Genomic DNA, 25,120 nt, shown 5'->3' with positions numbered 1-25,120 from the left:
ACACGCAAGGTAAGGCCCACCCCCACTCACCCCGTCCCCCCCGAGCAGTTGTGCTAATCGGCCGCCGTCCTGCCACACCGCCGCCGGGGACCCAGCACGCACGGACGTGAGCCAGGACGGCCCGCACACCGGGAGGGTCGGCCCAGCGTCTGCTGGGCCGGCCCTCCCGTCGTCTCAGGGGCCGCCTCAGGGGCCGTCCAGCGCGGCGACCAGGCGCCGGAGGACCTCCCGGCAGGCCAGCAGCTCCTCGGCGGAGGTGCCTGCCGCGGCCAGGACGCGCGCCCGGTCGGCGTCCCCGCGCTCGACCAGCGCCGCCAGCGCCGCCCGCCCCGCGCCGGTCATCTCCAGCAGGGGAGCGGTGCGGTGGTCGGGGTTGGGCGCGCGGTCGGCCAGGCCGTCGGCGACGAGGTCGTCGGCCACCCGCTGCACCGACTGGCGGGCGAGGCCCAGTCGGCGGGCCACGGCGGCCACCGTCGACGGCGCCCCGGACAGGACGCTGAGCACGTGCCACCGGGCGGTGGTCTGCCCGGCCGTCGCGGCGATCGCCTCGCTGGTGCGCCGGGACGTGCCGGCGAGCTCGTAGACGTCGGCGACGAGCAGCCGGTAGGCCTCCTGGACGTCGGTCATGATGACAGTCTACTGTCGTCCTGACAGGAGACTGACGAGGAGGTCGCCGTGCTGCACGAGGTCCTGCACTCGCCCGAGCCCGACGGCGAGGACGCGCTGGCGCTGTTCGGCCGGCTGGCGGGGAGCTGGCGGCTGTCCTGGCGCGGCCTCGGGCCCGACGGGGACTGGGCGACGGCGGAGGGGGAGCTGCACGTCGGCCGCGTGCTCGGCGGCCGGGCGGTGCAGGACGTCTGGGTGGTGCCCGGTCCGGGACGGCCCGGCGCCGGCGTCCCGCCGCGGGCGTTCCACGGGACGACGGTCCGCTTCCCCGACCCGCACGCCCCCGGGACGTGGCGCTCGACGTGGATGGACCCGGTCAACGGGCGCGTGCGGCGCTTCACCGGCCGCCCCACCGGCGACGGCGGCGTCCTCCTGCTCAGCGACGACGAGGAGCCGTGGCTGCGCTGGCGCTTCTCCGACGTCCGCCCGCGCTCGTTCACCTGGTCGGCCGAGACGTCCCCCGACCGGGGCGTCACCTGGGTGCACGACGAGCTGATGACCGCCGAGCGGGTCGACTGACCCCGGACGCAGCGAGAGGGCCGGTCCAGCGAGTGCTGGACCGGCCCTCTCGTCGTCTGTGCGGCTAGACGCCCGCGGCGACGGCGGCGGGCTCCGCGGCGATCAGCCGGGCCCGCTCCTCCTCGCTCATGCCGCCCCACACGCCGTAGGGCTCGCGGACGCTCAGCGCGTGCTTGAGGCACGCCTCCACGACGGGGCAGGAGGCGCAGACGGCCTTCGCGGCCGCCTGACGACGGGCCCGCGCGGGGCCGCGCTCGCCGTCGGGGTGGAAGAACAGGGCCGTGCTCTCTCCACGGCAGGCGCCGTGCAGCTGCCAGTCCCAGACCTCGGCCACGGGCGTCGGCAGTCGGCGGATGTCGGCCATGTCGGTCCTCCTCGGCTCGGTGCGAGCCGGAGGGGGCGGTCCGGCTGCTGGGGTGCCGGTGCCCGAGGGTCCCCGGGGTCAAACACACCGGGATCGGACATTTTCCCGGCTCCCGTCTCCCCCCGCAGGGTGAGCACGGGTGTTCCCCGTCCTGACCGGCGGTCAAGGTGACTGCAGGCCGTGCCGTTCCCCGGGTCGAGTGACCCGGGCGCCCCGCCCGGCCGGGGGAGACGAGGAGCAGCGAGTGATCGACGACAGGATGCGTGGACCGGGACACGGTGCCACGACCGTGTGGGTGTACGACGAGCGCCGCCGCGTGCGCGACGACGTCGCCGCCCGCCTGGTGGCCCTCCCGTTCGTGGGACGCGTCGAGGTCGTCGGTGACGCGGTCGCGCTGATGCAGCGGCTGGCCACCCGGCAGCCCGACGTGCTGCTGGTCGGCACGCAGCGCGCCGTGGACACCGGCCTGAGCGTCGCGACGACGGTGCTGCGCAGCCACCCGGGCGTGCCCGTGCTGGTGCTCGGTGCCCCCGACGACGCCGAGACCGTCCGCGGCGCGGTCGCCGTCGGTGCGCGGGGCTACCTGCGCTGGGACGCGAGCGCGCTGGAGATGGGCCTGGGCCTGTCCCGCGTCGGCCTGCGCCCGGAGGGCCCGCGGCCGCCGCAGCAGGTCAGCGCCTCCGTGCCGCTGGCCTCCGTCGGCGCCCCGGTGCCCGCGTGGGCCACGCCGCTCAACGGCGCCGGCCCGCGCGCGGTGAGCACGCCGGTCCGCGAGGCCGCGCCCGCGGTGACGCTGTCCATGCGTGAGATGCAGGTCCTCACCGGCATGAGCCAGGGCAAGAGCAACGCCCAGATCGGGCGCGAGCTCTACCTGTCCGAGGACACCATCAAGACCCACGCCCGCCGGCTGTTCCGCAAGCTCGGCGCCAAGGACCGGGCCGAGGCCGTCGCGACGGGCTTCCGCCGCGGGATGATGACCTGAGACGACGGACGCACGCCGAGGGCCCCCTCCGGAGCACCGGAGGGGGCCCTCGGCGCGTTCTCGTCCCGGTGCACGCGGATCGCGCCGGTACCCCTGGCCCGGACGGCCGTCCCGGCGCACGCTGACCGTGCACGGGGCCGCCGCCGGAGGGGACGACGATGAAGGAGCTGCGCTGCCGCGACGCCGGGTTCGACTGCGAGGCGGTCGTCCGGGCCGAGTCGGTCGACGAGCTGATGGCGCAGGTCGGGCCGCACGCCCGGGAGGCGCACCGCGTCGAGGTGACCCCCGAGCTGGAGGGACGCCTCGCGACCCTCGTCCGGGACGTCTGAGGTCAGTCGTCCCGGGCGTGGCGGCCGGTGCTGCCGCCCCCGGGCTCCTCGCGCTCGGCCATCGCGGCGACCCCGTCGGCGTAACCGCTGGCGTAGTCCCAGCTGACGTAGTCGTCGGGGTCCGGGTCGAACGGCGGCTCGTGCCGGCCGGTCTGCCCCTCCTCGAGCAGCTGGCGCAGGTTCGCCTGCATCAGCGCCCAGTCGACGTGGTGCTCCTCGTCGCAGTCCGGGCAGTCGACGACGATGCCCTTGATGCCCGTCGGTTCGAGCAGGGTGCGGAACACCTCGAGCTCGGCGAGGTCGTCGAGGACGCCGGCGCGCTCCTCCATGGTGAGCGGCGGCGGGTCCGACGGCGTGGAGCCTGAGTCGGGGCCCGGCAGGTCGTCGAAGGGACCCACGGTGCCTCCTCCCTCGTGCGGCGCGGTCGCTCTCGTGCGGTCGCGCGGGCGCGCGTCCGGGGGACCACGGTAGCCGCCTCCGGCTCCCGTTCCCACGCGTGCGCGGACGCCGTCCCGGGCCCCCGGCGCCCCCGCCTACGATCGGGGGTGGTTCCCGCGCGCCCGGCCGGGGGCGAACCGACGAGAGGGTGGCGGCGATCATGCAGCCCGACGACCGGACCCCCGAGCTGCCGGCGAAGTTCGCCCCGCTCGGCCTGACCTACGACGACGTCCTGCTCATCCCGGGCGAGTCCGACGTCGTCCCGGCGGAGGTCGACACCAGCAGCCGCCTGACCCGCGGCATCCGGCTGGCCGTGCCCCTGCTGTCGAGCGCGATGGACACCGTCACCGAGGCCCGGATGGCGATCGCCATGGCACGCATCGGCGGCGTCGGCATCCTGCACCGCAACCTCGCCGCCGAGGAGCAGGCCGGCCAGGTCGACCTCGTGAAGCGTTCCGAGGCCGGCATGGTCACCAACCCGGTCACCTGCTCGCCGGACAACACCCTGGCCGAGGTCGACGCGCTGTCGGCCCGCTACCGCATCTCCGGCGCCCCGGTCGTCGACGGCGACGGCGTGCTGGTCGGCATCGTCACGAACCGCGACATGCGCTTCGAGACCGACCAGCACCGGCTCGTCCGGGACGTCATGACGCCGATGCCGCTGGTCACCGCCCCGGTCGGGGTCGACGCCGACACCGCGCTGGCGCTGCTGTCGCAGCACAAGATCGAGAAGCTGCCGATCATCGACGACGCCGGCCGGCTGCGCGGGCTGATCACGGTCAAGGACTTCGTCAAGCGCGACCAGTACCCGAACTCCACCAAGGACGCCGACGGCCGCCTCGTCGTGGGCGCGGCGCTGGGCGTCGGCGAGGACGCCTACAAGCGGGCCGGCCTGCTGGTCGACGCCGGGGTCGACGTGATCGTCGTCGACACCGCGCACGGCCACCAGCGCGCCGTGCTCGACATGGTCGCCCGGGTGCGCACGGACTTCGGGGGCGACGGCGGCGTGCAGGTCGTCGGCGGCAACGTGGCCACCCGCGCCGGCGCCCAGGCGCTGGTCGACGCGGGCGCGGACGCCGTGAAGGTCGGCGTCGGCCCGGGCTCGATCTGCACCACCCGCGTGGTCGCGGGCGTCGGCGTCCCGCAGATCACCGCCGTCTACGAGGCGAGCCTGGCGTGCAAGCCGGCCGGGGTGCCGGTCATCGCCGACGGCGGCCTGCAGTACTCCGGCGACATCGCCAAGGCGCTGGTCGCCGGTGCGGACACGGTGATGATCGGCGGGCTGTTCGCCGGCGTCGAGGAGGCGCCGGGCGAGCTCGTCTTCATGAACGGCAAGCAGTTCAAGACCTACCGCGGCATGGGGTCGCTGGGCGCGATGCAGAAGCGCGGCAACCAGTCCTTCAGCCGCGACCGCTACTTCGCCGACGACGTCCTCTCCGACGACAAGCTCGTCCCCGAGGGCATCGAGGGCCAGGTGCCCTACCGCGGCCTGCTCGCGACCGTGGCCCACCAGCTCGTCGGCGGCCTGCGGGCGTCGATGGGCTACGCCGGCGCGGCCACCGTGGCCGACCTGCAGGAGCGCGGCCAGCTCACCCGCATCACCGCCGCGGGCCTGACCGAGAGCCACCCGCACGACATCCAGATGACGGTCGAAGCACCGAACTACCGGGGGCGCTGACCCATGCCCAGCCGCGACACCGTCGAGATCGGTCTCAACCGCTTCGCCCGGCGGGGCTACGACCTCGACGAGGTCTCCATCGTCCCGTCCCGCCGCACCCGCGACGTCGACGACGTCTCCACCGCCTGGCAGATCGACGCCTTCCGGTTCGAGATCCCGCTGGTCACCAGCCCCAGCGACGCCGTCGTCAGCCCGGCGACGGCGATCGCCGTCGGGCAGGCCGGCGGCCTCGGCGTGCTCAACGCCGAGGGGCTGTGGACCCGCTACGACGACCCGCTGCCGGTCTACCGCCAGCTGCGCGACGCCGCGGCCGAGGCGCCGCCGCCGATCGCGCTGCTGCAGCAGGTCTACGCCGAGCCGGTGAAGCCCGACCTGATCAGCGCCCGCATCAAGGAGATGCGCGACGCCGGGGTCACGACGGCGGTGCGCGTCTCCCCGCAGCACACCGAGCTGCTCGCCCCGTCCGTGCTCGCCGCCGGGGTCGACCTGCTGGTCATCCAGGGCACGATCGTCTCCGCCGAGCACGTGACCACGCAGGGCTCCGCGCTGAACCTCAAGTCGTTCATCGCCGACCTCGACGTCCCGGTGATCGTGGGCGGGGCGGCGAACTACCAGACGGCGCTGCACCTCATGCGCACCGGCGCGGCCGGCGTGATCGTCGGCGTCGGGGCCGACAGCTTCTCCACCGGCGACGCCGTCATGGGCGTGCGCGTGCCGCTGGCCAGCGCGATCGCCGACGCCGCCGCGGCCCGCCGCGACTACCTCGACGAGACCGGCGGGCGGTACGTGCACGTCATCGCCAACGGCCGGATCGAGACCAGCGGCGCGATCGCGCGGGCGCTGGCCTGCGGCGCCGACGCCGTCCAGGTCGGCGAGCCGCTGCGCGCCGCGAAGGAGGCCCCGGCCGGCGGCGTGTGGTGGGACTCGGTGGCCGCCCACCCGCGGCTGCCCCGCGGCGGGACGTCGGCGCCGGTCCCGGCGGCCGGGTCGCTGGAGCAGGTGCTGCTCGGGCCGGCCGAGACCTCCGACGGCCGCACCAACCTCTTCGGCGCGCTGCGCCGCACGATGGCCAAGACCGGCTACCGCGACCTCAAGGAGTTCCAGCGGGTGGACCTCGTGATCGGCGGTCGACCCGACTGATGGACTTCCCGACCGTCCTCGTCGTCGACTTCGGCGCCCAATACGCCCAGCTCATCGCCCGGCGCATCCGCGAGGCCGGCGTCTACTCCGAGATCGTCCCGTCGTCGGTGTCGGCGGCGGAGGTCCTGGAGCGGCGGCCGGCGGCGATCGTGCTCTCCGGCGGCCCCTCGAGCGTCTACGCCGAGGGCGCGCCGCAGGTCGACCCGGCCCTGTTCGAGGGCGGCGTGCCCGCCTTCGGCATCTGCTACGGCTTCCAGGCGATGGCCCAGTCGCTGGGCGGCACGGTCGCGCACACCGGCGACCGCGAGTACGGCGGCACCCCGCTGACCGTCACCACCGGCGGCCGGCTGTTCGGCGACCTGCCGGTGGAGCAGTCGGTGTGGATGAGCCACGGCGACGCCGTCAGCACGCCGCCGCCCGGGTTCACCGTCACCGCCACCTCCACGGGCGCCCCGGTGGCCGCGTTCGAGGACGTCGACCGGCGGCTCGCGGGCGTGCAGTTCCACCCCGAGGTGCGGCACACCGCGCACGGGCAGACGGTGCTCGAGCACTTCCTGTTCGACATCGCCGGGCTCGAGCGCAGCTGGACGATGAGCAACGTCGTCGACGAGCAGGTCGAGCGCATCCGCGAGCAGATCGGCGACCGGCGGGCGCTGTGCGCGCTGTCCGGCGGCGTCGACTCCGCCGTGGCCGCCGCGCTCGTGCAGCGGGCCATCGGGGACCGGCTGACCTGCGTCTACGTCGACCACGGGCTCATGCGGCAGGGCGAGACCGAGCAGATCGAGCGCGACTTCGCCGAGGTCACCGGCGCCGACCTGCGGGTGGTCGACGCGAGCGACCAGTTCCTCTCCGCGCTGGCCGGGATCAGCGACCCGGAGCAGAAGCGCAAGGTCATCGGGCGCGAGTTCATCCGGGTGTTCGAGCAGGCGGCCACCGACGTCGTCGCCGACGCGCAGGCGCACGGCGAGACCGTCGACTTCCTCGTGCAGGGGACGCTCTACCCCGACGTCGTGGAGTCCGGCGGCGGCACCGGCACGGCCAACATCAAGAGCCACCACAACGTCGGCGGGCTGCCCGAGGACCTGCAGTTCACCCTCGTCGAGCCGCTGCGCACGCTGTTCAAGGACGAGGTGCGCGAGGTGGGCCGGCAGCTCGGCCTGCCCGACCGGCTCGTGCAGCGCCAGCCGTTCCCCGGCCCGGGCCTGGGCATCCGCATCGTCGGCGAGGTGACCCGCGAGCGGCTCGACGTGCTCCGCCGCGCCGACGCGATCGCCCGCGAGGAGCTCAGCGCGGCGAAGCTGGACACCGAGATCTGGCAGTGCCCCGTGGTGCTGCTGGCCGACGTCCGCTCGGTCGGCGTGCAGGGCGACGGGCGCACCTACGGCCACCCGGTGGTGCTGCGGCCGGTGTCCAGCGAGGACGCGATGACGGCGGACTGGACCCGCCTGCCCTACGACGTGCTCGCCCGGATCTCCACGCGCATCACCAACGAGGTGCCCGAGGTCAACCGGGTCGTCCTCGACGTGACGAGCAAGCCGCCGGGCACCATCGAGTGGGAGTGACGCTCACCTGACGGCGCGGGCGTCGGGCGGGGGAGTGCCGTAGGCGGCGGGGTCCCGTTCCGGCGCCGTCTCGGTGGTGAGCGACGCCGCCTCGATCCGGTCCCACCGGAACCAGCGCGGCGCGTCCCGCTCCCGGCACCAGCCGATCAGGTACCAGCGGTCGCCGGTGCGGGCGAGCAGGTGCGGCTCCACCCGCCGCCGGGACGCCGTCCCCGCCCGGTCCCGGTAGGTGATGGCGACGACGCGACGGCGGGCCAGCGCCTCCTCGACCACCGGCGCCGGGTCCGGCCGTCCGGCGCCGGACCGCACCCACACCCGCCCGCCCAGCCGCTCGGCCTCCGCCCGCGCCTCCGGGCCCAGGACGTCGAGCACCTTCTCCAGCGCCGCCCGGCCGTCGGCGGCGAACGGCGCGTCGCCCGCGCCGGCCAGCGCCACCGCGACGGCGACCGCCTGCGCCGGCGTCAGGTTCACCGGCGGCAGCGTGGCCGCGGCGTCGAGCACGTAGCCGCCGCCCGGCCCCGACGACGCCCAGATCGGCACGCCGGCCTGCTGCAGCGCGTCGACGTCGCGCTTGACCGTGCGGGTCGACACCTCCAGCCAGGCCGCCAGCCGCCCGGCGGTGCGCCCGCGCGGCCCGGCGCGGCGCAGCTCCTCGGTCAGCGCGTGCAACCGGTCGGTGCGGTTCACGCACGGGATCCTGTCAGGAGTCGGTGACAGGACGGTGTCACCGACCCCGCGGCAGGGTCGTCGCATGGCAGCGATCGCGCTCTTCCACTCCGTCCTCGGCGTCCGGCAGGGCGTCACCGACGCGGCCGGCCGGTTCCGCGCCGCCGGGCACGACGTCCTCGTCGTCGACCAGTACGACGGCCGGGTCTTCGGCGACGACTACGCGGAGGCCGGCGCCTTCGTCGAGGAGGTCGGCTTCCCGGCGCTGATGGCACGGGCGGAGGACGCCGTGCGCCACCTGCCCGACGGGTTCGTGGCCGCCGGTTTCTCCAACGGCGCCGGGATGGCCGAGCACGTAGCCACCCGGCGGCGGTGCGGCGGTGTCCTGCTGTTCTCCGGCGCGCTGCCGATGGCGGTGCTCGGGGCCGCCGGCTGGCCCGCCGGCCTCCCGGCCCAGCTGCACCGGGCGACGGGGGACCCGCTCGCGTCGCCGGAGTGGGACGCGGCCTTCGCGGCCGACGTCGAGGCGGCCGGCGCGGAGCTCGAGGTGTGCACCTACGACACCGCGGGCCACCTGTTCACCGACGCGGGCCTGTCGGGCGAGTACGACCCGGCTGCCACGGAGCTGCTGTTCGGGCGGGCGCTGGACTTCGTCGCGCGCGTGACCGCCTGACGAGGAGGCCCCGGGTCGCAGCGCCCCGACACGGCGGAGGGCCCGGGGAGCAGCAGCTCCCCGGGCCCTCGTGACCACCGTCCCCCTGTCGGTCAGCGCCTCCGGCGCGCCTTCCGCAGCTCGCTCACCAGGAGCAGGACCCCCGCGCCGACCAGCAGCAGCCACAGCAGGCCGCCGTCGGCGAGGAACTCCAGCGGCAGGGTGACCCCGGCGAGGAAGGTCAGCGCCAGGAGGACGAAGGCGACGCCGGGCACCAGGGCCACCAGGTCGGGACGGCGCCGGCGCGGCGGCTCCTCGACGGGCAGGAGGCTCGCGGTGTGGTGCTGCCAGTCCTCGGCCAGCGCCCGCTCCTGCCAGCCGGTCGGGGTGGTGGGGAACTCGCTGTAGTCAGGCACGGGACACCTCCACGTTTCCGACGCCGTGCTCGATGGTCAGGACGAACTCGGGACGGGCGTCGCTGTCGTCCTCGTCCTCGGCGGGGAAGAAGCCGCCGTCGCTCTGGTCGAAAATGTCCACGTCGCCGATCCCCTGGTCGAGGACCACCCGGACGTCGGCGTCCTCGGGCACCGTGATCTCGAGGTCGCCGGCGCCGTGGTCGATGGCGATGTCGACGGTCTGCCGGATGTCGTCGACGTCGATCTCGGACAGGTCGAGCTCGAGGTTGCCGGCACCGAGCGCGTACTCGGGCCGGATCTGGGCCACGGTCGACGGCTCGTAGGAACGGTCGCCGACGCCGCCGCGCGGGCCCTCGCCGTCGTGCCAGGCCGACACCGACGAGGTGAACAGCAGCGCGAGGGTGAGCACCGAGCCGAGCGCGATGAGCCCGCCGCGCGGAGCGCGGTTGCGGACGAAGGCCGAGGCGACCAGGCCGAGTCCCACCACGAGCAGCGCCCCGGCGAGGAAGCCCCGCGGGCCCAGGTCGAGGGGCGTGTAGCGGGTGACCAGCACCATCAGGCCGACGACGATGAGCAGTCCGGCGACGGTGATCCCGGCGACGGGGGAGCGCGGCCCCGGCGGGGCGGCGGGCGCGCCGTCGGTGTGCCTCGGGCCGGCCGGCATGAGCAGCCACAGCAGCAGGTAGATCGCGATGCCGGTGCCACCGGCCAGGGTGAGGGCGACGAAGCCGACCCGCCACAGCAGCGGGTCGACGCCGCTGTACTGGGCCAGCCCGCCGGCGACACCGCCGGCGTACTTGTCGGTGCGGCTGCGCCGGAGGGCGGGCCGGACCGGTGGTGGTTCGACGGGGGGAGCGGGGGGAGGAGGGGATGCGGCGGTCATGGCACAGAGCGTGCCCAGCGGGCCGTCCGCGGGGCATCGGGGAAGGCCCCCATCCGACCCTGGTCCTGCCCGTCCGGGGTCTTCCCGGTACCGGGAGCGGCCCGCGCGGTGCGACGATCGCACCGTGACGAGGACCGTGCCGACCTCCGTGGGCGGGCTCCCGGTCGGTGTGCAGCCGCCGGCGGGCGTGCCGGCCGCGGCCGCCGCGCAGCCACCGGCCGGCGTGCCGGCCCCGGCGCCGGTACCGACCCCCGCGCCGGACCCGGCCGCCGCGCCGGCACCGCTGCTGACGGTGTCCCCGGCGGCGCCCGCGCAGCCCGAGCGGCCGCCGCTGGTCCGGCCCCGGTCGGGCCGCATGCTCGCCGGCGTCGCCGCCGGCACCGCGCACCACCTGCGCGCGGACCCGCTGGTGGTGCGCGCCCTGTTCGTGGCGCTGGCGATGACCGGCATCGGCGTCGTCGCCTACGTCCTGCTGTGGTTCTTCGTGCCGCTCGGCGAGGTGGACCCGGCGCAGGCCGCGCAGCCCAGCCGGCGGCAGACGCTGGGGCTCGCGTTCGTCGGCCTCGGCGCCCTGGTGCTGGTCACCAACCTCGCCACCTGGGGCAACAACGACCTCATCGCGCCGCTGCTGCTGGTCGGCGGCGGCCTGGCGGTCATCTGGCGGCAGCTGGACACCGACCGGACGCTCACCCGCCCCGGCGTCCGCTGGGTGCTCGCCGGTGGCGCCGCGCTCGCCGCGCTCGGGCTGGTGCTCCTGCTGGCCACCACCGGGCAGCTGGCCAACGCGCGCAACGGCTTCGTCGCGACGGTCGTCATCCTCGCCGGCATCCTGCTGGCCACCGCCCCGTTCTGGCGCCGGCTGCTGGACTCCCGCGAGGACGAGCGCACCGCCCGCATCCGCTCGGAGGAGCGGGCCGCCGTCGCCGCGCACCTGCACGACTCGGTGCTGCAGACCCTCGCGCTGATCCAGCGGCACGCCGACGACCAGCAGGCCGTCGCCCGTCTCGCCCGCAGCCAGGAGCGCGAGCTGCGCACGTGGCTGTACGAGCCGCGGACGGCGGCCGGCGGCACCTGGGCGGCGCTGGTCTCGGAGATGATCACCGAGGTGGAGGGCGACCACGCGCTCACCGTCGACCCCGTCGTCGTGGGTGACGCGCCCGTCGACGACGCCCTCGCCGCCCTCGGGGCCGCCACCCGCGAGGCGCTGGTCAACGCGGCGAAGCACTCCGGCGTGACCTCCGCCGACCTCTACACCGAGGTCACGGCGGGTCAGGTGTCGGTGTTCGTCCGCGACCGCGGCGCCGGCTTCGACCCGGCCGCCGTCCCGGTCGACCGGCGCGGGCTGCGCGACTCGGTCACCGGGCGGATCACTCGGCTGGGCGGCACGGCGACCGTGCGGTCCGCGCCCGGTGAGGGCACCGAGGTCGAGCTCGTGCTGCCGCGCGAGGCCGCCGCGTGACCGTCCGGGTCTACCTCGTCGACGACCACGCGATGGTCCGGGCCGGCGTCCGGCACGAGCTCGGCGACTCGGTCACGGTCGTCGGCGAGGCCGCCGACGCCGACTCGGCGATCGCCGGCATCCGCGCCGCGGCGCCCGACGTCGTGCTGCTCGACGTCCACCTGCCCGGTGGTGGTGGGCGCGCGGTGCTCGAGGCGCTGCGCGGCGAGCTGCCGGACGTGCGCTGGCTGGCGCTGTCGGTGTCCGACGCCGCCGAGGACGTCATCGCGGTGATCCGCGCGGGCGCCCGGGGATACGTCACGAAGACCATCTCCGGCCCCGACCTGGTGTCCGCGGTGCAGCGCGTGGCCGACGGCGACGTCGTCTTCAGCCCCCGGCTGGCCGGGTTCGTGCTCGACGCCTTCGCCGCCAGCTCGCCGTCGGCCCCGCAGCCGGAGGACCCGGCCACCGACCCCGGCCTGGACCTGCTCAGCGCGCGGGAGCGCGAGGTCATGCAGCTGCTCGCCCGCGGCTACACCTACCGGGAGATCGGCTCACGGCTGTTCATCTCGGTGAAGACGGTGGAGTCGCACGCCTCGAACGTGCTGCGCAAGCTCCAGCTGTCCAACCGCAACGAGCTCACCCGCTGGGCCGCCACCAACCGCCTGCTCTGACGGGCGGGACCCGCGCACCCGGACGCCCCGGGTGCGCGGGCCCCGCGGCGTCAGGCGAAGTGGTCCTTGTAGATGACGCCGTGGACGCCCACGGTGCGGTCGACGACCTGGGACACCTCGAAGTCCGCGGCCGCCGAGAGGTACGCGTACGCCACCGACCGGTCCATCCCCCGGTCGTGCTCGAGGAAGTCGAGGGCGTTGACGACCGCGCGGCGGGCGGCGACGTCGAGGTCGACGAACTGCCCGTCCCGGTAGCCGTCGGGGTCGGACAGGCCGATGGGCAGCCAGGCGTCGGGGCTCTCGCCGAAGGGGTACCGGAAGGCCACCGACGGCGCGTCCCCGGAGCCCGGCCGGCAGACGGTCAGCCGGAAGGTCAGCCGCAGTGACCCCTCCAGCGCGGTGAGCGCGACCTCGCCGTGGCCCATCGACATGTGCGGGTCGCCGACGGAGAACAACGCGCCCTCGGCGACCACCGGCACGTAGAACGCCGAGCCGACGGTGAGCCGCCGGATGTCGATGTTCCCGCCGCCTCGCGTCGGCGGGATGGAGTTGACCAGCGGGTCGTTCGGCGCGGGCGCGTCCGCGACGGTGGCCACCGCCATGAGCCCGGGGAAGCAGTCGACCGGCCAGGAGACCCGGTTCCCGCCGGTGCCCACCGGCAGCGACGCCCGGAGGACCCCACCCCGTCCCCGGGCGACGGGGGTGAACACCGAGACGTTGCCGTAGCGGGTCGGGTCCCCGGTGGCGCGTCCGTCGGTCCCGACCGGCGGCATGACCTCCGCCTCGGTGATCCCGCCCGCCGGGGTGGCCAGCTGCCGGGCGAGCGCGCCCTTGCCGTGGCGGCTGGAGACGACGCCGTAGGGGACCCGCGGCAGGGCCGTGAGCGGCTCGATCTTGAGGACGTCGCCGGGCCGGGCGCCCTCCACGTACACGGGCCCCGTGACGACGTGCGGGCCGTCGGCGTCGAAGTCGCGGGGGTGACGGGCGTATCCCGCGGCGATGGCCACCGCGTCGTCGAGGACCTGGTCACGTGGCACACCCCGCGCCGCGAACCAGCCGACCGGGTCGCGGCCCTGGTCCTCGAGGATGCCCTCGTGGCTCACGGTGTCCACCGTGACGGTGCGGCCGGAGGCGACCCGGAGGACCGGCGCGTCGGTGGTGCGCGGGAGGTATCCCCAGAGGACCTCCTCGACCCGGGAGGGCAGGTAGACGTCGCCGTCCACCGGTCCGCGTCCCGGCTGCAGGACCTCTCCGGGCAGCCGGCTCCGCCCGCCCGGCGTCGCGCTCGCCGGCCCGGCCGCGGCGAGTCCGGCGCCGAGGGCGGCGGTGGCGAGCGCCGCCTGGACGAAGGCCCGCCGGCCGAGGGCGCGCTCCACGACGGCCGCGGCGGTCGCGGGATCCGGGCCGGTCGGCTGCTGCGGGATGTCGCTCACGGGGTCCTCCGGGTGCTGCGGGCGGTCGGTCCCCGCCGGTCTACGGACCCCGTGTTGCGGCCCCGTGCCGCCCGTGTCGGCCCCGTTTCGGGGGCGCGTGCCCGCTGCGGAACGTCACCTGGCGACCACGGGGGACGCGCTCCCAGGCCGGGAGGACGAGGAAACCGGAACGTCTCCGTCCGCCCACGAGGAGTCACGTCCCGCCGGAGTGTGTGTCCTGGATCACACGGATCCTGGGCGTTCCCTGTACGTCCCCTGGGCGCCGGGCCATCCTCACCCGATCGGGGGACCGGTACGCGCCCGCCGGCCACCACGCCGGCGGGCCCGACGAGGGGACACGGGATGGCAGATCGCCGAACGAGATCCACGAGGACCGGCACCAGGGCCCTGGCGGCGGGCGCGGGAGGGCTGCTGGTGGCGTTGACGCTGCCGGCGACCGCCGCGGTCGCGGCCCCGGGCGGCGGTGGCGGCCACGGTGGAGGCCACGGTGGAGGCCACGGTGGTGGGTGCGAGAACCGCAGCAACAACACCTACGAGAAGCTGCTGCACTGCGTGACGGTCGGCGGCGTCCTCGAGCACATGGAGGAGCTCCAGAAGATCGCCGACAACAGCACCGACCCGGTCTACCCGGGCACCCGGGCCGCCGGCACCGACGGGTACGCGGACAGCGTCGAGTACGTCTCGGGGCTGCTCGAGGAGGCGGGCTACGAGGTCACCCTCGACCCGGTCGAGATCACCTTCAACTTCCCCGCCGTCCTGCGGCAGCTCACCCCGGTCCAGGCCGAGTACGAGACCGGCGTCTTCACCGGCAGCGGGTCCGGTGAGGTGGAGGGCCAGGTCGTCCCGATCGACATCAGCTTGGAGACGGGCGAGGACGCGGTCTCCACCAGCGGGTGCGAGCCGGAGGACTTCGCCGGGGTCGACTGGAGCGGCGACGCCGACATCGCGCTCGTCCAGCGCGGGACGTGCTTCTTCGGCACCAAGGCCTACTACGCGGAGCAGGCCGGCGCCGAGGCCGTGATCGTCTTCAACCAGGGCAACACCCCGGAGCGGGAAGAGCTGGTCGTCGCCGACGCCACGAGCGTGGACGAGCCGATCCCGGGTGCGCCCGGGCCGGTCACCCACGGCATCCCGGTCGTCGGCGCCAGCTTCGCGGACGGTCTCGCCCTGGCCGAGGAGGGGGCGACCGCCTTCGTGGAGGTCCTGCCCGCCGAGACCCGGACCGACCACAACGTCATCGCCGAGCTGCCCGGGAAGAACACGGACAACGTGGTCATGGCCGGGGCCCACCTCGACAGCGTGATCGAGGGGCCGGGCATCAACGACAACGGTTCCGGCTCGGCCGCGCTCCTCGAGACGGCGCTGATGATGGCCAACCTCCGCCCCGAGAACACGCTGCGGTTCGCCTGGTGGGCCGCGGAGGAGCAGGGCCTGGTGGGGTCGGCCGACTACGTCGCGGGCCTGCCGGAGGCCGAGCGGGACCGGATCGCGCTGTACATGAACTACGACATGGTCGGCTCGCCGAACTACGTCTTCATGGTCTACGACGCCGACGAGTCGACGTTCCCGGCTCCGGTCCCCGTCCCGCCGGGCTCGGCGGCCATCGAGGACGTCTACGAGTCGTACTACACGGCGATCGGGCAGCCCTACGACGACACCGAGTTCTCGGGCCGGAGCGACTACGAGGCGTTCATCGCCGAGGGCATCCCGTCGAGCGGCCTGTTCACCGGGGCCGAGGTCATCAAGACCGAGGAGCAGGCGGCCATCTGGGGCGGCACGGCCGGGGAGCAGTTCGACCCGTGCTACCACGAGGCCTGTGACACGTTCGAGAACCTCGACTGGTTCGCGCTCGACGTCAACAGCGACCTGATCGCCTTCGCGATGCTCACGTTCGCCTACTCCACGGAGAGCGTGAACGGCGTCGTCGGCAAGCAGGTCCCGGGCCGGCCGTTCACGCTGCCGGCGCCGGCCGGTCCGCAGGGCACCTTCGCGGAGGACGGAGGCGGCGGGCTGGACCACTCCCACGGCGCTGTCGCCTGATCCCTGATCGCTGCGGGGCCGGCTCCTCCGGGGGCCGGCCCCGTCCGCGTCCTCAGGCGGTGTGCACCACGTGGAAGGTCTCGGCGAGCCGGCCGTCCGGGAGGCCGTGCGTGCGGGCATTCTGCGCCATCCACCCGGTGACGAAGGCCTCCAGGTCGTCGAGGTGGCCGACCTGCGACACGTGGCTCTTGAGCGCCGCGAACTTGAGCTCGACGACGTCGGTCACGTCGACGGCGTGGTCGGCGCGCGGGCTGGCGCCCAGCCACACCTCCGACACCGTCCACGCCTCCAGCCCCTCCTCGCCCAGCAGCTCGGGGAAGGCGAACGGGTTGCGGGCGTCGGGGTAGACGGCGCGCAGCGTCGACTCGCCCACCGTCATGTGGTCGGGGTGGCTGGCGCCGATCCGCTCGTAGTACCGCTCGGGCGAGCTGGTGAGCACCCGCTGCGGCCGCACCTGCCGGATCACCCGGGAGATGTCGCGGCGCAGGTCGAGGGTCAGCTCGAGCCGGCCGTCGGGGTAGCCGAGGAAGCGGACGTCGGTGACGCCGACCGCCTTGGCCGCCGCCGTCTGCTCCTCGCGGCGCAGCGGGCCCATCCGGTCGCGCGGGGTGTCGTCGAAGCCGCCGGCGTCGCCGTCGGTGACGATCAGGTAGGTCACCTCGGTGCCCGCGGCGGCCCAGGTGGCCACCGTCCCGGCGCTGCCGAAGTCGACGTCGTCGGGGTGGGCGAGCACGCAGAGGGCGCGCTCGACGTGCTCGGCGGGCCTGCGGGGCGGCGGTGCGGTCACCGGCGGAGCCTATGCGGGGGCCGCACCGGCCCCCAGTCCGGACAGCTTGTCGGGGTTGAGCACCACGAGGACCTGCTGCACGAGCCCGTCGGCGACGCCCAGCGACACCGCCACGAACGGCCCGCCGTCGGTCCACGCCGCCACGCCCGGCAGGCCGTTGACGTCGGCCAGCTCCATCCGCAGCCCGGGCAGCGCCGCCCCGCCGGAGGCGACCGCGGCCAGGAAGCGGGCCACCTTGTCCCCGCCGGTGATCGGCCGCAGCGCCGCCTTGGACCGCCCGCCGCCGTCCGTGACCAGCACGGCGCCGGGGGCGAGGGCCGCCAGCAGCGCGCCGACGTCGCCCCCGAGGCACGCGGCGAGGAAGCGCTCGGTCACCTCGCGGTGGGCGCGGCGGTCGGCGTCGAACCGGGGGCGCCGGGCCTCGACGTGCTCGCGTGCCCGGTGGGCGAGCTGCCGGACGGCGGCCTCCGAGCGGCCGAGCGCCGCGGCCACCTCGGCCGCCGGCAGGCCGAACACCTCGCGGAGCACGAAGACGGCCCGCTCGGCGGGGGAGAGCGTCTCCAGGACGACGAGCAGCGCCAGCGACACCTGCTCGCCGAGCGCCACCTCGTCGGCCGGGTCGGGCGCCGTGGCGGACCCCGTGGAGGGAAGCGCCCCGCCGGTGAGCAGCGGCTCGGGCAGCCACGGGCCGACGTAGGTCTCGCGGCGGGCCCGGGCGGAGGTCAGCCGGTCGAGCGCCAGGCGGGTCGTCGTCCGCACCAGCCAGGCGCGCGGGTCGGCGACGTCGCCCCGGTCGGCCGCCGACCAGCGCAGCCAGGCGTCCTGCACGGTGTCCTCGGCGTCGGCGACGCTGCCCAGCATCTGGTAGGCGACGCCGAACAGCAGCCGCCGGGCGGCGTCGAACGGCGGCAGCGGGTCGGTCACGTCCCGGCCGGGACGTCGCAGCGATCGCGGAAGCCCTGGCTGTGCAGCCCCATCGCGGCGTTGAACCGCGACCGGCTGTTCTCCACGGCGACCATCATCGTCAGCTCGACCAGCGCCGCCTCGCCCAGCTCGCGTCGCAGCGCCTCCACCATCCCGTCGGTGACGCCGGGCGGCGTGGTGCTCATCGCCTCGGCGTACTCGACGACCCGCCCTTCGCGGTCGGTGAGCGCGTCGCTCGTGCGCCACGAGGGCACGGCGCGCACCTTGGCCGGGTCGACGCCGTCCTGCGTGCTCACCCAGTACCCGAAGTCCACGCACCACGAGCAGCCGATGGTGACCGCCGACGACATGACGGCCAGCGCCTTGAGCGTCGGGTCGAGCCGGTCCCACCGGGCGAGGGCCTGCTCGTGCCGCAGCTCGGTGAGCAGCAGGCGCGGGTGGTGGCCCATCGCGGCGGCGGGCTGCAGGCGCGCGCCGTACCGGCGGCGCGAGTACAGGTCCACGACGCGGGTGAGCAGCGTGCGCGGCGGGTCGAGCGGGATGCGGGCGGTGCGGGTCCCGGTCACGGCGGCGTCCTCTCGTCGGGGCATGCCCTCCGGACGACGCAGCCGGCCGATCCGTGACACCGGCGCTAGAGGCGGCCGCGCCCCTGGCGGAGCAGCATCATCCCGAGCGCGGCGCCGTCGGCACCCAGGGCGTCCTGGAAGCGGGCGATGACCTGCTGCTCGCGGGCGAGCGAGAGCCGGGTGCCGCCGGAGTCCCGGCGCAGCTGCCCGATCTCCTGCGACACGGCGAGGCGGCGCTGCACGAGCCGGATGAGCTCGGCGTCGCAGGCGTCGATCTCCCCGCGCAGCTCGGCGATGCGCTCGTCGGCGGGGGTGCTGGTGGCGTTCATCTCGGTCTCCTGGCGGGGCGGGAGCCTCCGGGCCCGGGAACGAGAGACGCCCCGGGCTCCTCGGGCCCGGGGCGTTCGTCGCGGCGGCTGCTCAGCCAGCGGCTACGGACACCGGAACCCGGTGCCCGTAGTAAAAGCTGACGGTGGCGAGCAGCACGTCGTCGAGTGTGACACACGCCGGTCCCCGTCCCCAGGGGGTCCGACGGCGGCCGGGACCGTCACCCGGTCGAACTACAGTGGTGTGGCTATGAGCAGCGTGCAGCAGGCCCTCCCCGGAACCGCCGCGCTCCAGCGTTCCGCTCCCGGCTCGGCCGGCCGGGAACTGGACCGCATGCTGGCCGGACTCAACGGTCCCCAGCGCCAGGCCGTCGTCCACGAGGGCGGCCCGCTGCTCATCGTGGCCGGCGCCGGATCGGGCAAGACCCGCGTGCTGGCCCACCGCATCGCCTACCTCCTCGGCGCGCGCGGCGTGCAGCCCGGCGAGGTCCTGGCGATCACGTTCACCAACAAGGCCGCCGGTGAGATGAAGGAGCGGGTGGCCCAGCTCGTCGGGCCGCGCGCCCGCGCCATGTGGGTGTCCACGTTCCACTCGATGTGCGTGCGCATCCTGCGCGCCGAGGCGGCCAAGCTCGGCCTCAAGTCGTCGTTCACGATCTACGACCAGGGCGACTCGGTCCGGCTCATGACGATGGTCGCGCGCGACCTCGACCTCGACGCCAAGCGCTACCCCGGCCGCAGCCTCACCGCCCAGGTGTCGAACCTGAAGAACGAGCTCGTCGACGAGGAGTCGTTCGACCCCCAGACGGCGCCGGAGAAGGTGCTCAAGGAGGCCTACACGCTCTACCAGCGGCGGCTGCGCGAGGCGCACGCGCTGGACTTCGACGACCTGATCATGACGACGGTCAACCTGCTGCAGGCCTTCCCCGACGTCGCCGAGCACTACCGGCGCCGGTTCCGGCACGTCCTGGTCGACGAGTACCAGGACACCAACCACGCCCAGTACGTCCTGGTGCGCGAGCTGGTCGGCACGGGGGAGGGGCCGGTCCCGCCCGGCGAGCTGTGCGTCGTCGGTGACGCCGACCAGTCGATCTACGCCTTCCGCGGCGCCACGATCCGCAACATCGACGAGTTCGAGCGCGACTACCCGCAGGCCACCACGATCCTGCTGGAGCAGAACTACCGCTCCACGCAGCGCATCCTCAAGGCCGCGAACACCGTCATCGCGAAGAACACCGGCCGCCGTCCCAAGAACCTGTGGACCGACGCCGGTGACGGCGAGCTGATCGAGGGCTACGTCGCCGAGAACGAGCACGACGAGGCCGCCTGGGTCGCCGAGCAGATCGACGCGCTGGTCGACGAGGGGAAGGCCCGGCCCGCCGACATCGCCGTCTTCTACCGGACCAACAACGCCTCCCGGGTGTTCGAGGAGGTGTTCATCCGCGTCGGCATGCCCTACAAGGTCGTCGGCGGGGTGCGCTTCTACGAGCGCAAGGAGGTCCGCGACGCGCTGGCCTACTTGAAGGTGGTCGCCAACCCGGCCGACGTCGTCAGCCTGCGCCGCGTGATCAACACGCCCAAGCGCGGCATCGGCGACAAGGCGGAGTCCTGCGTCGAGCAGTTCGCCGACCGGGAGCGGATCGCGTTCGCGACGGCGCTGCGCCGGTGCGGGGAGATCACCACCCTGGCGCCGCGCTCGCTCAAGGCGCTGCAGGAGTTCGTGACGCTGCTGGAGGAGTTCGAGCAGCTCGTGGAGACCGGCTCCGGGCCGGCCGCGTTGCTGGAGAGCATCCTCGACCGCACCGGCTACCTCGCCGAGCTCGAGGCCAGCACCGACCCGCAGGACGAGGGCCGCGTCGACAACCTCAACGAGCTCATCTCGGTGGCCGCCGAGTTCGAGGCCACCAACCCCGGCGGCACGGTCACCGACTTCCTCGAGCAGGTCTCGCTGGTGGCCGACGCCGACCAGGTGCCCGTCACCGGCGACGAGGCCGGCGTCGTCACGCTGATGACGCTGCACACCGCCAAGGGCCTGGAGTTCCCGGTCGTCTTCCTCACCGCGCTGGAGGACGGCGTCTTCCCGCACCTGCGCGCGCTCGGCGACCCCAAGGAGCTGGAGGAGGAGCGCCGGCTGGCCTACGTGGGCATCACGCGGGCGCAGCAGCGGCTGTTCCTCTCCCGCGCCACGGTGCGCATTAGCTGGGGCCAGCCGGCCTACAACCCGCCGTCGCGGTTCCTCGACGAGCTGCCGGGCGACACCGTCCACTGGGCGCGCACCGACCCGACGCCGGCGCCGAGCACCGGGTCCGCGCAGCAGCGGGTGGCTGCCACGGGGCTGTCCACCGGCGGCCTGCGGGGCGGTCGCGGCAATCGTGCGGTGATCTCCGTGGAGGTCGGCGACCGGGTCAGCCACGACGCGTTCGGCCTGGGCACCGTCGTCGAGGTCAACGGCGTGGGGGAGAAGGCGCAGGCCACGGTCGACTTCGGCTCCGGCGGCACCAAGCGCCTCGTCCTGCGCTACGCCCCGCTCGTCAAGCTCTAGCGGCGGGCGTCCGCCGCACCTCCTGGGGTGTCCCTCGTCCTCCCGGGGTCCTGCGGGGCCCCGGGGGCGCGGGCAACGCCCCAGGAGCGGCGCAGTGCCGGCGTTCCTGGGGCGTTGCGGGTGCTGCAGGGCCGGCGATCCGCGAGGAACACCGGCAACGGGTCCCGCGGCCGCACGCCCGCGGGGCTCCTGCGGTCCTGGCCACGCTCGTGCGGTGGTGCGAGGCCGCGAGAGCGGCAACGGCACCGCAGGAGTGCCACGGGCAACGACCCAGGAACAGCGGATTGCCGGTGTTCCCGGGGCGTTGCGGGTGCTGCAGGACCGGCGATCCGCGAGGAACGCCGGCACTCCGGGTCAGATGGCGACGCCGCGGTCGGCGAGCCACTCCTCGGGATCGATCGGGCGGCCGGTCATGCCGCCGCGGTGGATCTCGTAGTGCAGGTGCGGCCCGGTCGACTGGCCCTCGTTGCCGACCTTCGCAATCTGGTCGCCGGCGTGCACGATGTCGCCGGCCGAGACGTCGTAGTAGCGCATGTGCCCGTAGATGTGCACGTTGCCGTCGGCGTCCTGGATGTAGACGGCGTTGCCGTAGCCGGACGCGCGCCCGGCACGCAGCACCACGCCGTCGGTGGCCGAGTAGATCGGCGTGCCCAGCGGGGCGGCGAGGTCGAGGCCCCAGTGCATGGAGCCCCAGCGCTGGCAGAAGCAGGTGGTCATCCGGCCCGACGTCGGCAGCACGGTCTCCGGCTCGCGGGCCGCGCGGGAGGCGGCCAGCTCGGACAGCCGGACGGCGGCCTCGGCCTCGGTGATCCCGCGGCGGGCGCCGGCCTCGTCGAGGCCGCCGGAGAAGCCGATGTCGGCGGCGCCCAGGCCGTAGTCGGCGGCGCTCGCGGTGACCGGCTGCGGCTCGTTGCCGGTGAAGGTCGGGACGGCGGCCACGAGCGCACCGGCGACCAGCGCGCCGAGCCACATGCCGCCGCGGCGGCCGGGAGGACGGCGGACGACGAGGCGAGCGGCCGGCTCGGCGGACCGGGCGGGCCCAGCAGCGGGCTCGGCGGCCGGCGCCGCGGTGGCGGGAGCGGCTGCTGGCGCGGCCGGGGCGGGAACGGCAGGAGCGGAGGCGGTCGCGGGGGACACGGCCGGGACGGACGCCGTCCGCGGCGGCGGCACCGCGGCCACCGGGCGCAGGCCCGGGATGCGGCCGGTCGCCTCCAGCTCGGCCGACGCGCGGCCGGCGGCAGGCTCGAGGAGCGCGGTCACGCAGATCCCCTTCGTCTCCGCTCCCGGGACCACGAGGTGCAGCGGTCCGTCGGGGGAGCGACGGCGGTGGAGGCGCCCGGTGGGCGCCCGCCGGTGGGTACCGGCGCCGTGATCGGACCGTAACGTTCCGTCAGTCCGTACCGCGGTAGGCGACGTTGCGTGTCGCCATGTCTCCCGAGGGTGACCGGTCAGGCGACGGCGGCCGGGACGTCCATCGGCGTCGCGACGGGGCGCAGGCCGGCGAGGGTGGCCGCGACCTCGTCGACGACGACCCGGGAGAACGGCAGCGTCATGTGCCCGAGGCCCCGCACGAGCACGTTGCGCGCCCGCAGGTCGGGGTGGTCGCACCGGCCGTTGCGCGTGGGGATGACCAGCTGGTCGAGGTCGCTGTAGACGGCGGTCATCCGAGTGTCCCAGTGCGGCGCGGGCGCGGCGAGCTCCTCGAGCACCGCCGACCCCGGGCGGAGCTGGCGGACCATCGGCGTCGGCAGCAGGTGGGCCAGCACCGACCCGCCGTGCGGGGTGCCCAGCGTCGTCAGCGACTCCACGCGCCGCCCGCCCCCCTGCAGCTGGACGTAGTGGCGGGCGATGAGGCCGCCCAGGCTGTGCCCGACGACGTGCACCCGGTCGTGCCCGGTCTGCGCACAGATCCGCTCGACGTGCTCGCCGAGGTCACGGGCGCCCTCGGCCACGTCGCCGAGGAGCGGGCTGTAGTTCCAGGTGCACACCTGCGCGAAGCCGCGCCGGCGCAGGCCGCGGCGCATCAGGGTGAAGATCGAGCGGTTGTCGACCAGGCCGTGCACCAGCAGCACCGGGATGCGGGCGGCCAGGGGGTCGGCGGCGAACAGGGCCCGGACCGACGGCGACTGCTCGCCCGGGCGGCAGCGGACGTCGGGACGCAGCGCCTCGGTGCGCGTGCCGAGCGGGTACATGAGCACGTGGGCGCCGACCCAGGCCAGCTCGGCGATGCCGCCGGTCACCGTGGCCGGCGTCGCCAGTGCCCGCAGCACGCCCCGTGGCGTCCCGGAGGAGACCTCGCCCGTGTGCGACTCTGGACCGGGCCCCCGATAGCCGGTCGTGCGCATGGACAGGTCCTCCCGTCTGTCGGCCACCGGCCTGGTCCAGGGACCTGGGTCCCGTCGGCGGCCGGAGCGCCACTGCTGTGCTCCGTTCACCTGACGGTAATGCCCGTGTGTGGCCACGGTCACACGACGAGCGCCGCGTCTCGACGAGATCGAGGCCGGATCGCAACACATCTCGACGAAGACGCGATGACACGACCGCGACGATCACAGGGCGACGATCGGATCGCGACGAAGGGGGAACCGTGGCCGGCCGCGACCGCTCCGCCCGTGACGACCGCACGCGCGGCGCCACCGCCCGGCGCGCCGCCTCCGCCGCCGGCCCCGGACGGCGCGGCACCGGCAACCGGCCCGCCGGGGACCGCCGGACGCCGCGCACCCCCGCCGCCCCCGTCCCCGCCGACGGGCTGGTGGTCGGCGACGTCCCGCCGGTCGCCCGCGCCGCCGGTGTCGCGCTCGTGCTGGCCGGCCTGGCCGGGATCGCCGCGCTGTTCCCGACCTACCTCGTCGTCGGCGGGCAGGAGCTCGTCCTCGGCCGCGGCCTCGGCGCCGTCCTCGTGGGCCTGCTCGTCCCGGTGGCGTCGATCGCCGTCGGTGCGGGCCTCGCTGCGGGCCGCGTGCCGCGCCTGGGGCTGGCCTACGCCGGGGTCGGCGGCGCGCTGGCCCTGGGCTCGCTGCTCATCGAGGTCTACCGCGGCAGCAGCTCCACCGTGCGCCCGGGCATCGAGGTGCTCGCGGGGGAGCGGGTGCTCACCAGCTCCGTGACCACCGGCGCCGGCTGGTGGCTCTCGGTCGCCGCGCTCGCCCTGACCGTGCTCGCCGGCGCCCTCGCCGCCGCGTCGTGGGGCCGCACCGTCATGGAGGACCGCGGCGCGCTCGACCCCGCCCGCCCCGGGCTCGCCGGCGCCGCGGTGCTGCTCGGCGTCCTCACCGTGCTGTGCCTGGCGCTGCCCGCCGCCGACGTCCCCGACCGGCTCGTCGACGACCCCTCCACCGGCCTCGAGGTCGTCGTCGAGCAGCAGGGGCCGCAGGCGCTGCTCGAGCGGCCCGGCCTCGCCCTCCTCGGCGGCCTGCTGCTCGCCGGCGCCGTCGTCCTCGCCTCGGTGCTCGCGCCCTCGCTGCGCCCGCGGCTGGCCGCCGTCGGCGGCCTGCTGGCCGTCGCGGTGACCGTGCTCGCCGCCGCCCTCGCGGGCCTGCGCGACGCCGTCACCTCCGACGACCTCGAGTGGACGGTCCCCGGCGCCGGCCTGCTCGCCGCCGGCCTGGGCTACGCGCTGCTCACCGTGCTGGCCTGGCGGCTGCGCCGCGCCGCCGCGTGACCCCGGCCGAGCGGCTGCGCGTCGTCGTCGCCGGCCCGGACGGGCAGGACGACCCGCGGGCGGTCGCGCTCGCGCGGGCGCTGCGCGACGCCGGGGCCGAGGTCGTCCTCACCGGCGTCCCCGCGTCGCCGGACCGGCTGGCCGCCACCGTCGTCCAGGAGGACGCCGACGCCGTCGGCCTCGCCGGCGCGTCCCCCCGGCTGCTCGCCGGGCTGCTCGGCCGGCTGGCCGGCGACGGCGCCGACGACGTGACCGTCTTCGTCCTCGGCGACGACGGCGAGCCGCCCGCCGGCGTCCTCCGGTTCCCCGACGGCACCCCGCCCGACGACGTCGTCGCAGCGCTGCGGCGCGCCTGACCTGCGGGCCCGGCCGGGAGGCCCACCCGGGAGCGTGTGACCCCGCGCACGGCACCCACCGCCGGTTCGGCGGGCCGG

The 25,120-nt window shown here is 75.3% G+C and carries 26 protein-coding genes; 13 read left to right on the top strand and 13 right to left on the bottom strand.

All coding sequences use genetic code 11. From position 1 onward, the window contains the following. Positions 1-186 precede the first annotated feature (186 nt). Complete coding sequence (locus tag ACI78R_RS12240) at positions 187-627, bottom strand: MarR family winged helix-turn-helix transcriptional regulator (RefSeq protein WP_457040920.1); 441 nt, start codon at positions 625-627, stop codon at positions 187-189. 48 nt (positions 628-675) lie between these two features. On the opposite strand from ACI78R_RS12240, the gene ACI78R_RS12235 reads away from it, so the two are divergent. Continuing rightward, the gene (locus ACI78R_RS12235) at positions 676-1,185 is read left to right on the top strand and encodes a hypothetical protein (protein ID WP_073421426.1); all 510 of its coding nucleotides are present in this window, start codon (positions 676-678) and stop codon (positions 1,183-1,185) included. A 64-nt stretch (positions 1,186-1,249) separates the two neighbouring features. On the opposite strand, the gene ACI78R_RS12230 is transcribed toward ACI78R_RS12235, so the two are convergent. After that, on the bottom strand, positions 1,250-1,549 hold the full coding sequence (locus ACI78R_RS12230; RefSeq protein ID WP_073421428.1) for a WhiB family transcriptional regulator: 300 nt from the start codon (positions 1,547-1,549) through the stop codon (positions 1,250-1,252). Between the two features lie 289 nt (positions 1,550-1,838). Here ACI78R_RS12230 and ACI78R_RS12225 point away from each other — a divergent pair, with 289 nt between their 5' ends. Together ACI78R_RS12225 and ACI78R_RS12220 are read left to right on the top strand one after the other, a co-directional pair. Continuing rightward, complete coding sequence (locus ACI78R_RS12225) at positions 1,839-2,531, top strand: helix-turn-helix transcriptional regulator (RefSeq protein WP_245794671.1); 693 nt, start codon at positions 1,839-1,841, stop codon at positions 2,529-2,531. A 158-nt stretch (positions 2,532-2,689) separates the two neighbouring features. Next, positions 2,690-2,860, top strand: a complete 171-nt coding sequence (locus tag ACI78R_RS12220) for a DUF1059 domain-containing protein (protein WP_073421429.1) — start codon at positions 2,690-2,692, stop codon at positions 2,858-2,860. 2 nt (positions 2,861-2,862) lie between these two features. Here the strand turns inward: ACI78R_RS12220 and ACI78R_RS12215 are convergent, their stop codons facing one another. Continuing rightward, a complete protein-coding gene (locus ACI78R_RS12215; protein ID WP_073421430.1) occupies positions 2,863-3,258 on the bottom strand; it encodes a DUF5319 family protein in 396 nt (131 codons plus the stop codon). A 200-nt stretch (positions 3,259-3,458) separates the two neighbouring features. On the opposite strand from ACI78R_RS12215, the gene guaB reads away from it, so the two are divergent. The 3 genes from guaB to guaA are packed head-to-tail and all read left to right on the top strand — an operon-like array spanning position 3,459 to position 7,678. Then, positions 3,459-4,976 (top strand): IMP dehydrogenase, encoded by a 1,518-nt coding sequence (gene guaB / locus ACI78R_RS12210; protein ID WP_073421948.1) that lies wholly within the window; start codon positions 3,459-3,461, stop codon positions 4,974-4,976. A gap of 3 nt (positions 4,977-4,979) precedes the next feature. After that, the gene (locus ACI78R_RS12205; RefSeq protein WP_073421432.1) at positions 4,980-6,116 is read left to right on the top strand and encodes a GuaB3 family IMP dehydrogenase-related protein; all 1,137 of its coding nucleotides are present in this window, start codon (positions 4,980-4,982) and stop codon (positions 6,114-6,116) included. Then, entirely contained in the window at positions 6,116-7,678 is a 1,563-nt protein-coding gene (gene guaA / locus ACI78R_RS12200) for a glutamine-hydrolyzing GMP synthase (RefSeq protein ID WP_457040919.1), read from the top strand. Before ACI78R_RS12205 ends, guaA begins: the two co-directional genes overlap by 1 nt. 3 nt (positions 7,679-7,681) lie before the next feature. On the opposite strand, the gene ACI78R_RS12195 is transcribed toward guaA, so the two are convergent. After that, on the bottom strand, positions 7,682-8,365 hold the full coding sequence (locus tag ACI78R_RS12195; protein ID WP_457040918.1) for a helix-turn-helix transcriptional regulator: 684 nt from the start codon (positions 8,363-8,365) through the stop codon (positions 7,682-7,684). Here ACI78R_RS12195 and ACI78R_RS12190 point away from each other — a divergent pair. After that, positions 8,256-9,017: a dienelactone hydrolase family protein gene (locus ACI78R_RS12190; protein WP_457040917.1), complete on the top strand. Its 762-nt coding sequence runs from the start codon at positions 8,256-8,258 to the stop codon at positions 9,015-9,017. The two genes, ACI78R_RS12195 and ACI78R_RS12190, sit on opposite strands and share 110 nt — an antisense overlap. A gap of 92 nt (positions 9,018-9,109) precedes the next feature. Here the strand turns inward: ACI78R_RS12190 and ACI78R_RS12185 are convergent, their stop codons facing one another. Both ACI78R_RS12185 and ACI78R_RS12180 read right to left on the bottom strand, forming a co-directional pair. Continuing rightward, on the bottom strand, positions 9,110-9,412 hold the full coding sequence (locus ACI78R_RS12185) for a hypothetical protein (protein WP_073421439.1): 303 nt from the start codon (positions 9,410-9,412) through the stop codon (positions 9,110-9,112). Continuing rightward, a complete protein-coding gene (locus ACI78R_RS12180) occupies positions 9,405-10,295 on the bottom strand; it encodes a PspC domain-containing protein (protein WP_457040916.1) in 891 nt (296 codons plus the stop codon). The genes ACI78R_RS12185 and ACI78R_RS12180 overlap by 8 nt, the downstream gene beginning before the upstream one ends. A 136-nt stretch (positions 10,296-10,431) precedes the next feature. Here ACI78R_RS12180 and ACI78R_RS12175 point away from each other — a divergent pair, with 136 nt between their 5' ends. Together ACI78R_RS12175 and ACI78R_RS12170 are read left to right on the top strand one after the other, a co-directional pair. Beyond that, positions 10,432-11,754, top strand: coding sequence for an ATP-binding protein (locus ACI78R_RS12175; RefSeq protein WP_457040915.1), 1,323 nt, complete (start codon positions 10,432-10,434; stop codon positions 11,752-11,754). Beyond that, positions 11,751-12,407: a response regulator gene (locus ACI78R_RS12170; RefSeq protein WP_073421441.1), complete on the top strand. Its 657-nt coding sequence runs from the start codon at positions 11,751-11,753 to the stop codon at positions 12,405-12,407. Before ACI78R_RS12175 ends, ACI78R_RS12170 begins: the two co-directional genes overlap by 4 nt. Positions 12,408-12,457: 50 nt before the next feature. Here ACI78R_RS12170 and ACI78R_RS12165 read toward each other — a convergent pair whose 3' ends face one another. Next, entirely contained in the window at positions 12,458-13,840 is a 1,383-nt protein-coding gene (locus tag ACI78R_RS12165; protein WP_457040914.1) for an acetamidase/formamidase family protein, read from the bottom strand. Between the two features lie 414 nt (positions 13,841-14,254). Here ACI78R_RS12165 and ACI78R_RS12160 point away from each other — a divergent pair, with 414 nt between their 5' ends. Continuing rightward, entirely contained in the window at positions 14,255-15,880 is a 1,626-nt protein-coding gene (locus ACI78R_RS12160) for a M28 family metallopeptidase (RefSeq protein ID WP_457040913.1), read from the top strand. A 52-nt stretch (positions 15,881-15,932) separates the two neighbouring features. Here ACI78R_RS12160 and ACI78R_RS12155 read toward each other — a convergent pair whose 3' ends face one another. The 4 genes from ACI78R_RS12155 to ACI78R_RS12140 form a co-directional block, all read right to left on the bottom strand. Next, on the bottom strand, positions 15,933-16,667 hold the full coding sequence (locus ACI78R_RS12155; protein WP_073421442.1) for a PIG-L deacetylase family protein: 735 nt from the start codon (positions 16,665-16,667) through the stop codon (positions 15,933-15,935). Between the two features lie 9 nt (positions 16,668-16,676). Continuing rightward, on the bottom strand, positions 16,677-17,591 hold the full coding sequence (gene sigJ, locus ACI78R_RS12150) for an RNA polymerase sigma factor SigJ (protein WP_457040912.1): 915 nt from the start codon (positions 17,589-17,591) through the stop codon (positions 16,677-16,679). Further along, entirely contained in the window at positions 17,588-18,157 is a 570-nt protein-coding gene (locus tag ACI78R_RS12145; RefSeq protein ID WP_457040911.1) for a carboxymuconolactone decarboxylase family protein, read from the bottom strand. Before ACI78R_RS12145 ends, sigJ begins: the two co-directional genes overlap by 4 nt. A gap of 65 nt (positions 18,158-18,222) precedes the next feature. Continuing rightward, positions 18,223-18,486 carry a chorismate mutase gene (locus tag ACI78R_RS12140; RefSeq protein WP_073421445.1) on the bottom strand — a complete coding sequence of 88 codons (264 nt, stop codon included), beginning with the start codon at positions 18,484-18,486 and terminating at the stop codon, positions 18,223-18,225. 247 nt (positions 18,487-18,733) lie between these two features. On the opposite strand from ACI78R_RS12140, the gene pcrA reads away from it, so the two are divergent. After that, positions 18,734-21,025, top strand: coding sequence for a DNA helicase PcrA (gene pcrA / locus ACI78R_RS12135; protein WP_457040910.1), 2,292 nt, complete (start codon positions 18,734-18,736; stop codon positions 21,023-21,025). A 354-nt stretch (positions 21,026-21,379) separates the two neighbouring features. Here the strand turns inward: pcrA and ACI78R_RS12130 are convergent, their stop codons facing one another. Then, positions 21,380-22,285 carry a M23 family metallopeptidase gene (locus tag ACI78R_RS12130; RefSeq protein WP_457040909.1) on the bottom strand — a complete coding sequence of 302 codons (906 nt, stop codon included), beginning with the start codon at positions 22,283-22,285 and terminating at the stop codon, positions 21,380-21,382. A gap of 188 nt (positions 22,286-22,473) precedes the next feature. Next, positions 22,474-23,295 (bottom strand): lipase family alpha/beta hydrolase, encoded by an 822-nt coding sequence (locus tag ACI78R_RS12125; protein ID WP_457040908.1) that lies wholly within the window; start codon positions 23,293-23,295, stop codon positions 22,474-22,476. Positions 23,296-23,612: 317 nt separating this feature from the next. On the opposite strand from ACI78R_RS12125, the gene ACI78R_RS12120 reads away from it, so the two are divergent. Continuing rightward, positions 23,613-24,686 carry a hypothetical protein gene (locus ACI78R_RS12120; protein WP_457040907.1) on the top strand — a complete coding sequence of 358 codons (1,074 nt, stop codon included), beginning with the start codon at positions 23,613-23,615 and terminating at the stop codon, positions 24,684-24,686. Next, the gene (locus ACI78R_RS12115) at positions 24,683-25,042 is read left to right on the top strand and encodes a cobalamin B12-binding domain-containing protein (RefSeq protein ID WP_457040906.1); all 360 of its coding nucleotides are present in this window, start codon (positions 24,683-24,685) and stop codon (positions 25,040-25,042) included. Before ACI78R_RS12120 ends, ACI78R_RS12115 begins: the two co-directional genes overlap by 4 nt. Positions 25,043-25,120: the final 78 nt, after the last annotated feature.

The sequence above is a fragment of the Geodermatophilus sp. SYSU D01106 genome, assembly GCF_054049995.1.
This window is presented reverse-complemented; position numbering and strand designations above follow the sequence as displayed.